Below are 15781 nucleotides of genomic sequence, written 5' to 3'. Positions count from 1 at the left end.
ACCCTGCAGATTCCGTTTTACCTGCAACTGGATCAGCAGTATCTGGTGCCCATTCGCTGATCCTGGCGTCGAATCGCCGGCGGCGGGCTACACCCGCTGCCGCCAACGTCGTACACTGTGGCCTCCTGTTACCACTGTGAGGCCACCATGTCATTGGAACACGCCCCCGACGAAGTCAAACTGGCGGTGGATCTGATCTACCTGCTGGAATCCAACGAAGTGGACCCGGCCACGGCGCTAAAAGCCCTGGCCATCGTCCAGAAAGATCTGCAAGCCAAACTGGCCAGCGACGACTAGAAGCCGAACACCCGCTCCAGCCAGTTTTTCTCCCGGCTGCCACCGGCACAGCCCGAGGGGCTCGGCCAGCTTTTGACATCGGCAGGCAGGCGAACCGCACCCGTGCAATCCGAGGCCACCGCCAATCCCTGGCCATTGAAATAACCCTGGACGGTGCCATCGGGGGGCGTCAGCACCAGAGACAAGGGATCGCGCTGTTGCAGGTAGCGCCGGTACAGGGGCAGCGCCGCACTGGAACCGTACAGGTTGGCGGCACTGTTGTCGTCCCGCCCGACCCAGGTGATCACCACGTCACGATCATCGAAGCCGGCAAACCAGGCGTCGCGACCGTTGGAGGTGGTGCCGGTCTTTCCGGCCAGGGTCACGTCCGGATAGGTCTGCTTCAGGCGCCGACCGGTGCCCCGCTCCACCACTTGAGTCAGCAGGTAGTTGGTCAGGTAACTGGCCTGAGGCGACAGCGCATGAGTCACCTTCTCCTTGTGCTCCGCCAGAGGCTGATTGTCCTCATCCAATACCGCTTTGACGCTGTACAACTGCCGATAACGACCGCCATCGGCCAGGGTCTGGTACAACTGGGCTAATTGCAGCGGGCTGGCCTCCATCGACCCCAGCAACATCGACGGTCGGGGCTGCAACGGCAATGGCCAACCGGCCTGCTGCAGGGTGTCGTTGACCGCATCCAGGCCCACTGCCATCCCCAGGTTCACCGTCGGCACGTTATAGGAGCGCACCAGGCCGTCCGCCAGCGACACCTCACCCCGGTATTGCTTGTCGTCATTCTTTGGCGCCCAGACGCTGCCGCCGCTGCTCTTGAGCTTGATGGGCTGATCCTTGATACGGCTGGCGAGATGGTAGTGCTGGGGATCCGCCAACGCGGTCAGATACACAAAGGGTTTGACCAAGGAGCCGATGGGGCGAATGGCATCGGAGGCTCGGTTAAAGCCTTTGAAGTCGGGATCCTTGTCCCCCACCATCGCCAAAATCCCAGCCTGGTAGCGATCCACCACCACCATGGCGGCCTGCAGCTTGGGATCGTTACGATCCTGGCTCAGGCGAGCCATCCCCTTCTCCACCGCCTGTTCGGCGGAGCGCTGCGCCAGCGGATCCAAGGTAGTGTATACCTTGAGGCCCGAACGCTTCAGGGTCTGTGGTCCATAGCGGGTGGCCAGCTCCTGACGCACCTGCTGCATAAACGCCGGCAACCGATGCCGCTGCCTGGATTTAGGATCCCGGACTCCGACGTCCTGAGACGCCGCCAGCTGGTACTGATCTTTGCCGATCATTCCCTGTTCCAGCATCAACCTCAGCACCAGATCCCGTCGTTTCAGGGTCCGCTGTGGATAACGCCAGGGATTGTAGTAGGAAGGCCCCTTGATGATCGCCACCAGGGTGGCCTGCTGGGCGATGGTCAGCTCTTCGATGGGCCGATGAAAATAGAAACGGGCGGCCAGGCCGACGCCGTGCACGCCGATGCTGCCATCCTGGCCCATGTACACCTCATTGAGGTAGGCCTCGAGAATGGTGTCTTTGTCGTAGCGGTAATCGATGATCAGCGCCATCAACGCCTCGCGGACTTTACGCCACAGGGTGCGGTCCCGGGTCAGGAAGAAATTTTTCGCCAACTGCTGAGTCAAGGTGCTGCCGCCCTGAACCGTGCGCCCGGCCTTGATGTTCACCAGCAGCGCGCGAGCGATGGCCAGCGGCGCCACCCCATGATGGTGATAGAAATCCTGATCTTCGGTGCGCAGCAACGCATCCACCAGGCTTTCGGGTATCCGCTCCCGGGGCACAAACAGCCGGTCTTCCCGATCCCCGGCAACGATGCGATCCATCAGCAAAGCTTCCAGGTGCACAAAGCCCAGATCCCGACCGTCGCTGGATCGCTGCAGTCGAGTCACCCGGTTATCGGAAAAGGTGATGAACACCCGCTGCGCCGGCTCATAGCCACTGGGGCCGTCGTAAGCCCGCTTGTACAGCTCCACCTTATGACTGGCAACGGCAAACTCGCCTTCGCGACGGGGGGTGCCGGTATTGCGGTACCCCAGCAGCGCCAACTCCTGCTTCAACTGAGCATGGGTGATGGGGGCACCGGGGTAGATGGCCATGGGCCGGGCAAAGATCTGCGCCGGCAGGTGCCAGCGCTGACCTTCAAACTTTTCGGCAATGATCTGATCCAGGTAGACGCAGTAGGCGGCGGTGATGCCCCCAAGCAGCACCAGTGACAACAAGGCCAGCAGCCCCAGTCGCTTGCCCCAACTGCGCCCCTGAGCACGGCGCCCTGGCGTACGCCGGCGCTTAGCCGACGTCGCTTTGGGTTTTGAGGTCGATTTCGCCGGCCGCTTTCGGGCCGGGGTACGGGCGGGACGCTTGCCGCCGTTGCTGGATTGCTTGGCCATCTACTGCTGCTGCATCCTTTTCTTGGTTAATCGGGTGGCCTGAGTCTGGGCCGGATCGTCTGGCCACAGATGGCGGGGGTATCGGCCCTTCATCTCCTTCTTGACCTCATTCCAGGATCCCTTCCAGAAAGCGGCCAAATCTTCGGTGACCTGTAACGGCCGCCGAGCCGGCGACAGCAACTCCAGGGTGACCGCCAAGCGGCCATTGGCCAGCATCGGTGTGCTGGCCTCACCGTACATCTCCTGTACTCGAACCGACAGTTTCACACCGTCATCGTGGTACTCCAGCTTGATCTTGCTGCCGGTTGGCACCTGCCAATGGGTCGGCAACAGGGCATCCAACTGCTGCTGCTGGCTCCAGTCCAGTTGATTGCGGACAATGCTGCCCAGATCCAGCGTCTTGAGTTGCGAGCGCTTTTTCAATCCGCTCAGATAGGGCGCCAGCCACTGTTCCAGGGAAGCCAGCAGCGTCTCATCGTCCAGGTTCGGCCAGGCCATCTCCGGCAATGTCTGCCGAGCCAGGCGAAGGCGCAGGCGCCATTGTTGCAGCGACTCGGTCCATGGCAAGCAGGCCAACCCCTGTTGTCGAACCACCTCAATCAGCGCCTGAACGTAATCCTGCTCACTGATGTCGGTCAGTGGCTGCGTCTTGATCACCAGCGCGCCCAGGCACAGCTGCTTCTCCGCCACCAGTTCGCCGCTTTTGGCGTCCAGATGCTGACGACGCTGCCAGCTCAGCAGGTGCGGTAGCTGCTGCTCCAACTCGGTCAGCTCCACCTCGGCCGCCAGGTGCACCAGGGCATCCCCCTGGCCCTGACGCTCGGACAACTGCGCCGCCACCAGCAATTGCCGCCGCCCCTGCCAGGGGTCGTCCTGAGGCAGCGCCGCACCGCTGCCGCCGCTGAGCTGATAACGACCGCCGTTGCCCCGAGGCTGACCAATACGATCCGGGTAGGCCAGTGCCAACAGCAGGCCGCAATAGCCACTGCTGGCCACTCGACTGCCACAACCAAGTTGGCGTCGCCATTTGTCTCGCTGAGACTTGGCCGCGGCGGACAGCTTGCCGATGCGCAGCTCGATGTCGACTCCGGGTTGACGGCCGCGAAGGGGATCCCCCTCCTCCAGCAGTGCCGCCAGTTCACAGGCCAGCGCCTGTAGACCGTCAATGCCCAGATCACCGGATTTGATCAGCATATGGCCCAAACGAGGATCGCTGCCCAGGCCGTGCACCCGCCGGCCCATGGCGGTGAGACGATGCTGCTCGTCCACCAACTCCAGCTGCTGCAACAGAGTCCAGGCCCGGGTCATGGCCGCCGCCGGAGGGGGAGTCAGCCACAGCAACTCCTCGGCCTGCCGGCAGCCCCAGGCGGCCAATTCCAGCGCCAAAGTGGTCAGATCCGCCTGGCTGATCTCCGGCGCGTCGGCGTCCGCCAGCCCATGCTGCATCGACTCACTCCACATTCGCACGCCATGGCCTGCCATCAGTCGGCCGGCACGGCCACTGCGCTGCGCTGCCGAAGACTGGCTGATGCGGGCGGTCTCCAGCCGGCTGATACCCGATTTGAGGTTGTAACGGGCCACACGCTGCCAACCGGCATCCACCACCACCGAGATCCCCTCGATGGTCAGGCTGGATTCGGCGATGTTGGTGGCCAGCACCACCTTTCGGCGCCCATTAGCCGGTGGCTGAATCGCCCGATCCTGTTGCTGCGGTGACAGCTGGCCGTACAAGGGACACAGGTCTACCTCCTCACCCACCCGCTCCTGCAGCAGGGTGTGGGCCCGGCGGATCTCGCCTTGTCCGGGTAGAAACACCAGCAGGTTACCGGCTCGCTGGCTGAGCTGGCGCTGCACCTGATTGACGGTGTCCGTTAACCACTGGTGTCCCTGAGGCACTGGCTGGTACTCCAGGGTCACCGGAAAGCTGCGCCCTTCACTGGCCACCAGGCGGGCGTCCGGCAAACAGCGTTGGAAGGGTTGCCCCTCCAGGGTCGCCGACATCAGCATCAGCGTTAGGTCCTCACGCAGCCCCCCCTGCACCTCCAGCGCCAGGGCCAGCGCCAGATCCGTTGCCAGGTGGCGCTCATGAACCTCATCGAACAGCACCAACGCCACCCCATCCAGTTCAGGATCGCTCTGAATCTGCCGGGTCAGCACCCCTTCGGTGACGATCTCCAGTCGAGTGGCGGCACTGACCCGAGTCTCGCCCCGAACCCGTAGGCCGACCGTCTGCCCCACGGACTCCCCCAACTGGGCGGCGAGGTAGCGGGCAATGGCCCGGGCGGCGATACGCCGCGGCTCCAGCAGAATAATCCGGCCGTCAATCTCCGGCCAGTTCAGCATCGCCAGGGGCAACGCGGTGGATTTACCCGCCCCGGTCGGGGCCTGGAGGATAATCTGATTGCCGCCGGCTAGCGCCTGGCGAAGGGGAACATAGACCTGTTCAATGGGCAGTGTGGACAAGGGGCAACGGCATCCTGACGGTGACAAAGGGATCAGTGTACCGCCGTGCCGCCAGCAGGCCAATAGTCCGACCGGGTCGCAATCGGCTTCGCAGGGGAATATACTGAAAATGGTATTCTTTTCTACGAGTGCGACATGGCTGAACGGCTGTTTTTTGCCATTCCGGTTGGCATCAGTCACCAGATGGCACTGATCAAACATCAAACCCATCTCGGCAACATCGGCCGAGTGGTGCCCTCGACCCAGTTTCACCTGACGCTGGCGTTTCTGGGGCCGGTGACCCAGACCCAGAAACAGGAGTTGCTGCAACGCTGGCAGGATCTGCCGGTGCCCGAACTGCACCTGAGCCTGGATCGCTACCTGCATTTCGAGCGGGCCGGCGTGGTGTGTCTGGGCTGCGGCGATACCCCCATAGCCCTCAGCAGGCTGGCCCAACGGCTACGACGGGACGCCGCCCAGCACGGGCTGCACGCCCACCGGGCACCGTTTCGCCCCCACGTGACCCTGTATCGCAATGTGCACGGTGCCATTGAACTGCCCCAACCGGAGCCGCTGTCCCTGCCGTTGAATGAGGTGCAACTGGTTCGCTCCTACCGCGACATGGGCAAACTGGTGTACAGCCCGCTGATGCGCTGGCGCAATGCCTGAGGACTCCGCCGGGTCACACTCTAGCCATCGAGAAAACTCCTTTCGCAACTCCTGTGAAGCACCTAACAGAATCAGAGAGTTAAATTCCAGATCATGGTTCCATCACCGGCAGTAATGCTGATAAAGGGGCCAAGGGATGGACGCACTTTTTTTCTGGATCGGAAACCTGATGGTGGTGGCAGGCATTGCCCTGCTTGCCGCGGCCACAGTTAAGGTCACCGCACTGCTCAGGCGCTTGCCGAACCGAGCTCTGCAGTACCACTGGCAAGGGTTGCGAGTACTGATCCTGCTGTTTATCTGCGGATACGCCGGCTACAGCCTGCTGCACTGGGACACCTATGTGGACGGCTCCAGCATGATCGTGCCGACGATCTTTCTTGGCGGCGCCCTGTTTGTCCTGTGGGTGTGCACCCTGTCTCTGCGCACCACCAAAGTGGTGCAAACCGTTTACCATCTGCAGAAAGAGGCGATCACCGATCCCTTGATGAAGATCTTCAACCGCCGTTATCTGGACCGGCGCTTGCAAGAAGAGGTGCTGATCTGCCGGACCGGCAATCGCCCCCTGACCCTGATGATGCTGGACATCGATCACTTCAAACTGGTCAACGATCGCTACGGCCACCCGGTGGGAGACGAAGTACTCAAAGCGTTGGGGCAGTTACTGATGCGCCACACCCGTCATGCCGACGTGGTGGCCCGTTATGGCGGCGAAGAGGTGGTGGTGCTGTTACCCAACACCTGCGGCAACGAAGCCCATGCCCTTGCACGGCGACTGCACAAAGAGGTGGCACAGCTGTCCATCGCGTTACCGGAACTCAATCAACAGCCCCGACCACCACTGACCTTCTCGGTCTGCATCGGTGTGGCCGGCTGCAACGCCAGTAATGCCGATGCCAGTCAACTGCTGGCCGCCGCCGACATGGCCCTGTACCAGGCCAAGCAAAATGGCCGCAACCGGGTCGAGTGCTGTCCGGATCTGCGCCTGGCCGCCAACGCCACCCATACCGGTTAGGCTAGCAAAAAAACGCCCCGCACTGGGCGAGGCGTTGTTGCTGTTGTCACTGCGGCTTATTTCAACAACTGCGCCAGGGTCAGCATGCCAACGGCGGTCGCCCCTTCAGACCACATGCCGTTGCTGCTGTCGGCGTAACACGCCGCCAGATCGAAGTGCAGCCAGCCATTTTCCGGCTCTCCGGCAAACCGGCTTAAGAAGCCCGCTGCGTTGGACGCACCACCGGTACCACCACCTTTCTGAGCCCGGCTGTTGGCGGTATCAGCAAACGCCGACGGGCACTTCGACTGATGGAATTTGGCCAGCGGCAGGCGCCACAACCCTTCATCCACTTGCGCCGCCGCCGCCAGGGCGTCATTGCAGGCACCGTCATGCAGACCGAACAGGCCGTTGTAGTCATCCCCCAGTGCCACCATCACCGCACCGGTGAGAGTCGCCGCATTGATGATCCGCTTGGCCCCGGCCTCGTTGGCGGCCAGCAGGCCGTCGGCCAGTACCAGGCGACCTTCGGCGTCGGTGTTGACGATCTCCACACTGGTGCCGTTCTTGTAGGTGAGGATGTCACCCAGCTTGTAGGCATGGCCGGAGATCAGGTTCTCGGCGCAGCACAGGAACAGCTTCACTCGCTTATCCAGGCCGTTGGCAATCGCCAGGTGCAGGGCCGAGGCAACGGTGGCGGCCCCACCCATGTCGCACTTCATCGCCACCATGGAGGCGCTGGGCTTAATGCTGTAGCCGCCGGAATCGAAGGTGATGCCTTTGCCGACCAACGCCACCTCAACCGGCGCATCGGCCTCGCCGCTGGGGTTGTAATCGAGCTCCAGCATCACCGGTGGTCGCTCTGAACCCCGGCCTACGCCGTGGATGCCGACCCACCCTGCCGCCAGCAAGGCTTCGCCAACCCATTGCTTAGAACTGACTTTGTCCGGGGCCAGTTCGGTCAATTTCTCCGCCACCCGATCCGCCAGCACTTCCGGGCTCAGATCTTCCGGTGTCATGTTGACCAGCTCCCGCAGCCAGGTAGCGGACTGCCACTGACGAGCCAGCTGGGCATCTTCATTGAGCCACTGAATCTCCGCATCCAGCTTGGCGGTCTGGAAGCCACCGCCAAATTGCCACTGCAGTGCAGCGGTCCAAAGGTCGCCACAGAGACGAACCGATCGAATTCCCTGTGAGCTCAACTTACGGGCCGCGGCCTGCACCTGGCGGCCATGATCGCCGTCGCTCAGGTGGATGGAGGCGGTGTCACCGTCAAAGGAAACGCTGGCGTCTCCCCAGTGAGCCGCGGCGCTGTCGTGAGTCAGAACCACTTTCATAACCTTGCTCATGCTGTATTCCCTTTCATTTTGTTATTCAACGCAGTGTATCATTGCAGCTTCTCGGGCGTCACCATCGCCCGCCTCGGTCACATAAGGAGATTGTCATGACCCAGACTGCCATCGTCATTGGCGCCACCGGAGTAGTGGGTCGCGCCGTGGTGAATCAACTGGCGGCCACTCCGGCCGTCGACCGCATCGTCACCCTGACCCGGCGGCCGGTACCCCATGACAGCGACAAGGTGGTCAACCAGGTGGTGGACTTTGAGCAACTGGACCGCTACCAAGCATGGTTTGAGGGGCAATGGCTGTTTTCCTGCCTTGGCACCACGCTCAAGCAGGCTGGCAGCCTTGATGCCCAGCGCAGAGTCGATCTGGACTACCAGTACCAGGCGGCACAACTGGCCGCCGCCAACGGCGTCAGCCACTACCTGCTGGTGTCCTCCAGCGGTGCCAACCCCAATTCAGGTAACGCCTACCTAAAAATGAAGGGGCAACTGGAGCAACGAGTTCAGGCATTGCCCTTTAACCGCATCAGCGTGTTTCAACCCAGCCTGCTGCTGGGCGAGCGAAGCGACTTCCGCCTCGCCGAGCGACTGGGCGCCGCCGTGATGCCGATCCTGTGCCTGCTGCCGGGTCTGAGGCGATATCGGCCCATTCGCGGTAGCCAGGTGGCCGCCAAAATGGTCGCCGTGAGCCAGCAACCCGGCCATCCACTGCAAACCTACCGCCTCGACCAACTGTTCGATTGATTGTGAATCCACATAGGGACCCCAGATGAAATACCCTCAGCCGCTGCAATCCGCCACCCTGATCAAGCGCTACAAACGCTTCCTGGCGGACGTCAGCCTCGACAACGGCGATGTGATGACCCTGCATTGCGCCAACACCGGCGCCATGACCGGCTGCGCCGAACCCGGCGACACCGTCTGGTACTCCACCTCTGACAACCCCAAACGCAAATACCCCTGCAGCTGGGAATTGACCCAGACCCAGGATGGCCACTTTATCGGCATCAATACCGCCACCGCCAACACCCTGGCCGCCGAGGCCATCGAACAAGGGCTATTGGCAACCCTTGGCGGTTACGACCGCATTCAGCGGGAGGTTCGTTATGGCGAAGAAAACAGTCGCATCGATTTGCTCCTCAGTGGCAACCACCTGCCTCTGTGCTACGTAGAAGTAAAAAGCTGCACCCTGTTGCAGCAACAGCAAGGGTATTTTCCCGACGCGGTTACCGTTCGGGGTCAAAAGCACCTGCGGGAATTGATGCAGATGGTAGACCAAGGTCACAGAGCGGTGCTGCTGTTTATGGTGCAACATAGCGGTATTGACTCAGTCTCCCCGGCGGATCACATCGATCCCGCCTACGCGGCGTTATGCCGGCAAGCCATGGATAAGGGCGTGGAAATCCTCGCCGTCGGGACCGAGATCTCGCCACAAGGAATAACTGTGATGGGCTCAGTGCCCGTGAAAGCCACGGTTTGAGTATTGCTTGTCAGCAGCTCATATTGGTGATATACGGGTAGAGAGGAACGGCTATAGAATGAAATTTCGGGTGGCGATTGCGTAAGCGAATGCTATCTGCTATAGATACCGCCACTTTTCGAGGACCGCCTCGCGCTTGGACATAACAGGAGACGCGTGTATGCCGGAGGGCAAAGCGAAAAAGATCGGTGTACTAGCCTATGCCAACGTAGAACCTTACCGTGAAGAAGCCGGTGAGGAGTATATGAATGACAAGCAGCAGGAGCACTTCAAGAAGATTCTTGAAGGTTGGCGCACCATGCTGCGAGAAGAGGTAGACCGCACGTTAAACCATATGCAAGACGAAGCTGCCAACTTCCCTGATCCGGTAGACCGCGCTGCCCAGGAAGAGGAATTCAGCCTTGAACTTCGCACCCGGGACCGTGAGCGTAAGCTGATCAAGAAGATCGAGAAGACGCTGGTAAAGATCGAAGAGGATGACTTCGGTTTCTGCGACTCCTGTGGCATTGAAATCGGCATTCGACGCCTGGAAGCCCGGCCAACGGCTGACCTGTGCATCGACTGCAAGACACTGGCCGAAATCAAAGAGAAACAGATGGCTGGCTAGCCTCGACCATAACGGGAGCTGCGGCTCCCGTTTTCAATTCCATACCAATGGGATTAGTGTGGCTGGCATTGGGCCGTCTTCATTAATCCCATTGGTATTTTTGTTTGTGCACTCGACACCATGACTGATTATATCGGGCGTTTTGCCCCCTCCCCTTCCGGGCCATTGCATTTTGGCTCACTGGTGGCCGCCCTTGGCAGTTGGCTGCGCGCCCGCAGTCAACGGGGCCAATGGCTACTGCGCGTCGAAGACATCGATCCCCCCCGTGAAGTGGCCGGCGCCGCCGACGACATCCTGCGCACCCTCGAGGGCTTTGGCCTGCACTGGGATGGCCCAGTGCTGTACCAGAGTCACCGCCACGATGCCTATGACCACACCCTGGACTGGCTTCGCCACAACCAGCTGGCGTATTACTGTGATTGCACCCGCAAACGGATACGAAGCCTGGGCGGCCATTACGACGGTCACTGCCGGCAACGCCAGCTCGACGGCCTCGATTGCGCCACCCGGTTTAGAAACCTGAACCCAATCAATCAGTTTGACGATCGGCTGCTGGGCAGCATCGACACCGATCCGGCCTTCGCCGCTGAAGACTTCATCATTCACCGCCGTGACGGTCTGTACGCCTATCAATTGGCGGTGGTGGTGGACGACGCGTTTCAAGGCATCACCGAGGTGGTGCGCGGCAACGATCTGCTCGACACCACGGTTCGCCAGCTTAGTCTGTTCCGGGCCTTGGGCCTGAGCGCCCCGGCCTACCTGCACCTGCCCCTGGCGGTACAGTCCGACGGCAACAAGCTGTCCAAGCAAAACCACGCCCCGGCCATAGACCCCGGCCAACCCGGTACCACCCTGAGCCGGGCGCTGGCGTTTTTGGGCCTGCCGGTGCCCGCCATGCTGTTCGGCGCCCCGGTTGACCAACAACTGCAATGGGCCACCGATGCCTTCGCCCTGGCGTCGTTACCGCGGCAACGTCAGATTGAAATTGGCCCCGAAACCACTAAATAGGCCGGCTTAACGCTCACCAACCGGGCTTAAATTGGACTAAGCCCCCTTATGGCTTATCATTTCAGCAGTGATGCGGTATTATTGCGCGCCGCACACACTCTCTTTTTTACAGCCTTAATCCAGTCGAGGTGTACCATTCTTAAGCGTCTGACAAAACTGGCGAAAAAACTTGTTAATCGGGAACAAGCGGTCCAGTTAGAACCCGAGCTCCAGGTTTACCCCCGCAAATCCCACGGGGTGTCCCGCTCAGACATCAGTGAAAATGCGCTCAAAGTGTTATACCGACTGCATAAAGCCGGCTATGAGGCCTACCTGGTGGGCGGCGGTGTCCGGGATCTGCTGCTGCGCCATCAGCCCAAAGACTTTGACGTGGCCACCAACGCCACCCCGGAGCAGGTTCGTCGCCTGTTCCGCAACTGTCGGTTAGTGGGTCGCCGCTTCCGGCTGGCGCATATTCTGTTTGGCCGTGACGTCATCGAGGTCGCCACCCTGAGGGGCCACCACGAAGAAGAGAGCAAGCACGCCAAGAAGGATGACAGCGGCCGCCTGCTGCGTGACAACGTCTACGGCAGCATCGATGAAGACGCCGAACGGCGCGACTTCACCGTCAACGGCCTCTACTACGACATCAGTGACTTCTCCATCCGCGACTACTTCGGCGGCATGGACGACCTGGAAGCCCGGCGTCTGCGCCTAATTGGCGATCCCAGCAAGCGCTACAGCGAAGACCCGGTTCGAATGCTGCGGGCGGTGCGATTTGCCACCAAACTCGACTTCGATCTGGATCCCAGCGTCGCCAAGCCAATCCACAAGATGGCGCCACTGCTGAGCGACATTCCGGCGGCACGACTGTTTGAAGAAACTCTGAAGCTGTTTATGTCCGGCAAGGGGCTGGATAACTTCCGCATGATGCGGGAATACGGCCTGTTTGCGCCGATGTTCCCCATGCAGGACAGCCTGCTCAACAAGGAAGGCGGCCACCAGGTTGAAACCCTGATCGAAGCGGTACTCAAAAACACCGACCAGCGGGTGAACGCCGACAAACCGGTCACCCCGGCGTTCCTGTACGCCGCCATGCTGTGGTACCCGCTGCAAAAACTGATGGCGGAGCGCACCAGCCGTGGCGTCTCCGAATACGACGCCATGATGGGCGCCTGCTCGGAGGTGGTTAGCCAGCAAAGCAAGACCATCTCCATGCCTCGGCGTTTCTCCACTCCGGCTCAGGAGATCTGGCAACTGCAGATTCGCCTGGACAAGCGAGCCGGGGCTCGAGCGTTCCGCATCTTCGAGCACCCCCGTTTCCGCGCTGCCTACGACTTCCTGGTGTTGCGTGGCGAGGCGGAAGGGGGCGAAGTGGCCGAACTGGCACGCTGGTGGACCCAGTTTGTCGACGCCGATGACCAGGGACGCCGCCTGATGGTGCGCAACCTGGGTTCAGGCTCAGGCCAACGTCGACGCCGTCGCCCCCGCAAACGCAAACCGGCAGCAGCCAAGTCCAGCGACAGCTAATGCCCAACCGTTGCCACATCGCCCTGGGCAGCAACCTGGGGCCAAGCGTCGATCACCTGCACGCCGCCATCCGTGCCATTGATGGTCTGGACCACACTCAGGTGATCGCCAGCTCCTCGCTGTACACCAGCCCACCGATGGCGGGCATGAAACAGCCGGATTACACCAATGCGGTGATCGCCATCGACACCGCCTTGGATGCCCTTGAGCTGCTGGACGCCCTGCAGGAGATCGAGCGAGCTCAAGGCCGGGAGCGACACCTGCGCTGGGGCGCCCGTACCCTGGATCTCGACATCATCAGCTACGGTCGCCACTGTCTGAATCTGCCCCGGCTGACGGTGCCCCATTACGGCGTGGCCGAACGAGCCTTTGTGTTACTGCCCCTGTTTGAGATTGCCCCCCACTACCAGTTTGCCGACGGCCGTCAGCTCACCAGCCTGCTGGCCGCCTGCCCGCCGCAATCACTGACGCAGATGCCAGACTCAAAACCCGATTTCAGTGGCACAAGCCAGGCTTAAGGTGCAACCCATTTGCAACTGGGCCGCCATTAGAATATAAACTCCGATCCAACTACGTGTCTTAATTGAGCCGTTCACATGAAAGCAATCACCACCGCAACCCTCAAAAAGTGGAAGCAAGAGGGTAAGAAATTCGCTTCCCTAACCGCCTACGACGCCAGTTTCGCGTCCACCTTCGAAGCCGCCGGCGTACCGGTAATGCTGGTCGGTGACAGCCTGGGCATGGTACTTCAGGGCAACAGCGACACCCTGCCGGTGACCGTCGAGCAGATCGCCTACCACACCCGCTGCGTTCGCGCCGGGGCCCAGAAGGCGTTGGTGATCGCCGACATGCCGTTCATGAGTTACGCCACCCGAGAGCAGGCGTTTGCCAGTGCCGCCACCCTGATGCAGGCCGGTGCTCAGATGGTGAAACTGGAAGGCGGCGACTGGCTGCTGGATACGGTAAAAGGCCTGACCGAACGCGGCATCCCGGTGTGTGCCCACCTGGGACTCACCCCACAATCGGTGCACCAATTTGGTGGCTTTAAGGTTCAGGGCCGCGACAACAAGGCGGCGCAGCAGATGCTGGAACAAGCCCAGAGAATGGAGCAAGCCGGTGCCAGTCTGCTGGTTCTGGAGTGCATCCCCAGCCAACTGGCGCGTCACATTACCGAACACCTGAGCATTCCGGTGATCGGCATCGGAGCCGGCCCGGATACCGACGCCCAGATCCTGGTGATGCACGATGTCCTGGGAATCACCAGTGGCTACATTCCCAAGTTCTCCAAAAACTACATCAATGACCACGGCACCATCCAGGCCGCCGCCGCCGCCTTCGTTCAGGAAGTGGCCGACGGCAGCTTCCCTGGTCCTGAGCACGGATTTGAATAAGAGAGCCTAAGATGCAAACCATCAGTGACATCCATCGCCTGCATCAATGCCTGAAACAGTGGCGTCAGAATGGCGACAGCATTGCCTTTGTGCCTACCATGGGCAACCTTCATGACGGCCACCTGCTGCTGGTTAAAGAAGCCAAGCAACGAGCCGACCGGGTCGTCGTCAGCATCTTCGTCAACCCGATGCAGTTCGGCGCCGGCGAGGACCTGGACAATTACCCACGCACCCTGGAGCAGGATCAGCAATCGCTGGTGGAGCTGGGGGCGGATCTGCTGTTCACGCCAACGCCACAACTGCTCTACCCCCAAGGACTGGACAACCAGACCTACGTCGAGGTGCCCGGCATCTCCATGCTGTACTGCGGCGAGAGTCGCCCCGGCCATTTCCGCGGTGTTGCCACCGTGGTGTGCAAGCTGTTTAACCTGGTGCAACCGGATGTGGCCATCTTCGGCAATAAGGACTACCAGCAACTGGCGATCATTCGGGCCATGGTGCGGGATCTCAATATGCCCGTAGACGTCATGGGCATCGATACCGTTCGCAACCCGGACGGTCTGGCCCTGAGCTCTCGCAACGGCTACCTTACCGACAGTGAGCGCTTACTCGCGCCAGAGCTCAAGCAAACTCTGGACTGGGTCGCCGAACAACTGCAACAGGGAGGCGACGCTCGGACTCTGGAGCAGCAGGCCGGTGACCGCCTTAACGATCATGGTTTCAGCACAGATTATATTCATATCTGCCACGCCGACACCCTCAATAAAGCCACCGCCGATGACCGCCAACTGGTGGTGCTGGCCGCCGCCAAACTCGGCAGTACTCGGCTGATCGATAACCTGCGGGTAGATCTGACGGCCTGATTTGGCTATAGTGCTTTGGTTAAAATGCTGTGACATTGTCATCACAACAGACTGCATTGAAGGATAAGATCTTTACCGATTCTTCTTCAAGGCGACCATAACGCTGACAAAATGAAATGCGGCCCAAACAGGCCGGACCGTGATAGCACGGTCTTTTCCAGAAGTAATAGGAATATCTAGATGCAACGAATCATGTTGAAGGGGAAACTGCACCAGGCTCGCGTGACCCACGCCGAACTGGAGTATGAAGGCTCCTGCGCCATTGATCAGGATCTGTTGGACGCCGCAGGCATTCTCGAATACGAGAAGATTGAGATCTACAACATCGATAACGGTGAGCGCTTCAGCACCTACGCCATCAGTGGCGAGCGCGGCTCCAAGATCATCTCCGTTAACGGCGCCGCCGCCCATAAGGCCAAACCTCAGGATCGAGTGATCATCTGTGCTTACGTGGTCATGGACGATGAGGAAGCCAAGGCTCACAAGCCTCAGCTGGTGTACCTGAATCAGGACAACGACATCAAAGGCACCGCCAACGTCATTCCGACCCAGGCAGCCTGAACCCTGTCTCGCCGCTCGTCGGCACCAGGGCTAAGATGTTAAAAATGCGTCGCTTTTGCGGCGCTTTTTTGTACCTGACGCCTACAGCGTTGCCATCACCAGCAGTGCGCCCTCACTGGCAATCACCACTCCCATGCCCACACTAATGACCAACCATTTCTGCTGTAACCTGCTCATTGCGCTCTCCGTTTCGGATCGAACTGAATACACTGCTACATACTG

15 protein-coding genes are annotated in these 15781 nt (G+C 60.6%); 12 read left to right on the top strand and 3 right to left on the bottom strand.

Annotated features, from left to right (window positions below; all coding sequences use genetic code 11):
- Positions 1-147: 147 nt before the first annotated feature.
- Positions 148-297, top strand: coding sequence for a pleiotropic regulatory protein RsmS (gene rsmS / locus H598_RS0119435; protein ID WP_028114487.1), 150 nt, complete (start codon positions 148-150; stop codon positions 295-297).
- On the opposite strand, the gene mrcB is transcribed toward rsmS, so the two are convergent.
- Positions 294-2693: a penicillin-binding protein 1B gene (gene mrcB / locus H598_RS0119430; RefSeq protein ID WP_028114486.1), complete on the bottom strand. Its 2400-nt coding sequence runs from the start codon at positions 2691-2693 to the stop codon at positions 294-296. The two genes, rsmS and mrcB, sit on opposite strands and share 4 nt — an antisense overlap.
- Entirely contained in the window at positions 2694-5156 is a 2463-nt protein-coding gene (gene hrpB / locus H598_RS0119425) for an ATP-dependent helicase HrpB (protein WP_028114485.1), read from the bottom strand.
- A gap of 135 nt (positions 5157-5291) precedes the next feature.
- On the opposite strand from hrpB, the gene thpR reads away from it, so the two are divergent.
- Positions 5292-5804, top strand: coding sequence for an RNA 2',3'-cyclic phosphodiesterase (thpR, locus tag H598_RS25055; protein ID WP_051252891.1), 513 nt, complete (start codon positions 5292-5294; stop codon positions 5802-5804).
- A gap of 136 nt (positions 5805-5940) precedes the next feature.
- Complete coding sequence (locus H598_RS0119415) at positions 5941-6816, top strand: GGDEF domain-containing protein (protein ID WP_028114484.1); 876 nt, start codon at positions 5941-5943, stop codon at positions 6814-6816.
- Positions 6817-6872: 56 nt separating this feature from the next.
- On the opposite strand, the gene pepB is transcribed toward H598_RS0119415, so the two are convergent.
- Positions 6873-8144 (bottom strand): aminopeptidase PepB, encoded by a 1272-nt coding sequence (pepB, locus tag H598_RS0119410; RefSeq protein WP_028114483.1) that lies wholly within the window; start codon positions 8142-8144, stop codon positions 6873-6875.
- 95 nt (positions 8145-8239) lie between these two features.
- Between pepB and H598_RS0119405 the strand changes: the two genes are divergently transcribed.
- The 9 genes from H598_RS0119405 to panD all read left to right on the top strand — a co-directional run bounded on the left by H598_RS0119405 (position 8240) and on the right by panD (position 15559).
- Positions 8240-8884 carry an NAD(P)H-binding protein gene (locus H598_RS0119405; protein WP_028114482.1) on the top strand — a complete coding sequence of 215 codons (645 nt, stop codon included), beginning with the start codon at positions 8240-8242 and terminating at the stop codon, positions 8882-8884.
- A gap of 25 nt (positions 8885-8909) precedes the next feature.
- Positions 8910-9620 (top strand): DNA/RNA nuclease SfsA, encoded by a 711-nt coding sequence (gene sfsA, locus H598_RS0119400; protein ID WP_028114481.1) that lies wholly within the window; start codon positions 8910-8912, stop codon positions 9618-9620.
- Between the two features lie 160 nt (positions 9621-9780).
- Positions 9781-10227 (top strand): RNA polymerase-binding protein DksA, encoded by a 447-nt coding sequence (dksA, locus tag H598_RS0119395; protein ID WP_028114480.1) that lies wholly within the window; start codon positions 9781-9783, stop codon positions 10225-10227.
- A gap of 120 nt (positions 10228-10347) precedes the next feature.
- Positions 10348-11235, top strand: coding sequence for a tRNA glutamyl-Q(34) synthetase GluQRS (gene gluQRS, locus H598_RS0119390; RefSeq protein ID WP_035416287.1), 888 nt, complete (start codon positions 10348-10350; stop codon positions 11233-11235).
- A 135-nt stretch (positions 11236-11370) separates the two neighbouring features.
- Positions 11371-12744, top strand: a complete 1374-nt coding sequence (gene pcnB, locus H598_RS0119385; protein ID WP_425402379.1) for a polynucleotide adenylyltransferase PcnB — start codon at positions 11371-11373, stop codon at positions 12742-12744.
- Positions 12744-13262: a 2-amino-4-hydroxy-6-hydroxymethyldihydropteridine diphosphokinase gene (gene folK / locus H598_RS0119380; protein ID WP_028114477.1), complete on the top strand. Its 519-nt coding sequence runs from the start codon at positions 12744-12746 to the stop codon at positions 13260-13262. The genes pcnB and folK overlap by 1 nt, the downstream gene beginning before the upstream one ends.
- Positions 13263-13340: 78 nt before the next feature.
- A complete protein-coding gene (gene panB, locus H598_RS0119375) occupies positions 13341-14135 on the top strand; it encodes a 3-methyl-2-oxobutanoate hydroxymethyltransferase (protein WP_028114476.1) in 795 nt (264 codons plus the stop codon).
- Positions 14136-14146: 11 nt separating this feature from the next.
- A complete protein-coding gene (panC, locus tag H598_RS0119370; protein WP_028114475.1) occupies positions 14147-14998 on the top strand; it encodes a pantoate--beta-alanine ligase in 852 nt (283 codons plus the stop codon).
- 180 nt (positions 14999-15178) lie between these two features.
- Positions 15179-15559, top strand: a complete 381-nt coding sequence (gene panD, locus H598_RS0119365; RefSeq protein ID WP_028111008.1) for an aspartate 1-decarboxylase — start codon at positions 15179-15181, stop codon at positions 15557-15559.
- Positions 15560-15781 lie beyond the last annotated feature (222 nt).

The sequence above is a fragment of the Ferrimonas kyonanensis DSM 18153 genome (genome assembly GCF_000425405.1).
Lineage (GTDB): Bacteria > Pseudomonadota > Gammaproteobacteria > Enterobacterales > Shewanellaceae > Ferrimonas > Ferrimonas kyonanensis.
The sequence above is the reverse complement of the archived record's forward strand: the minus strand, read 5'-3'. Positions and strand labels throughout refer to the sequence as shown.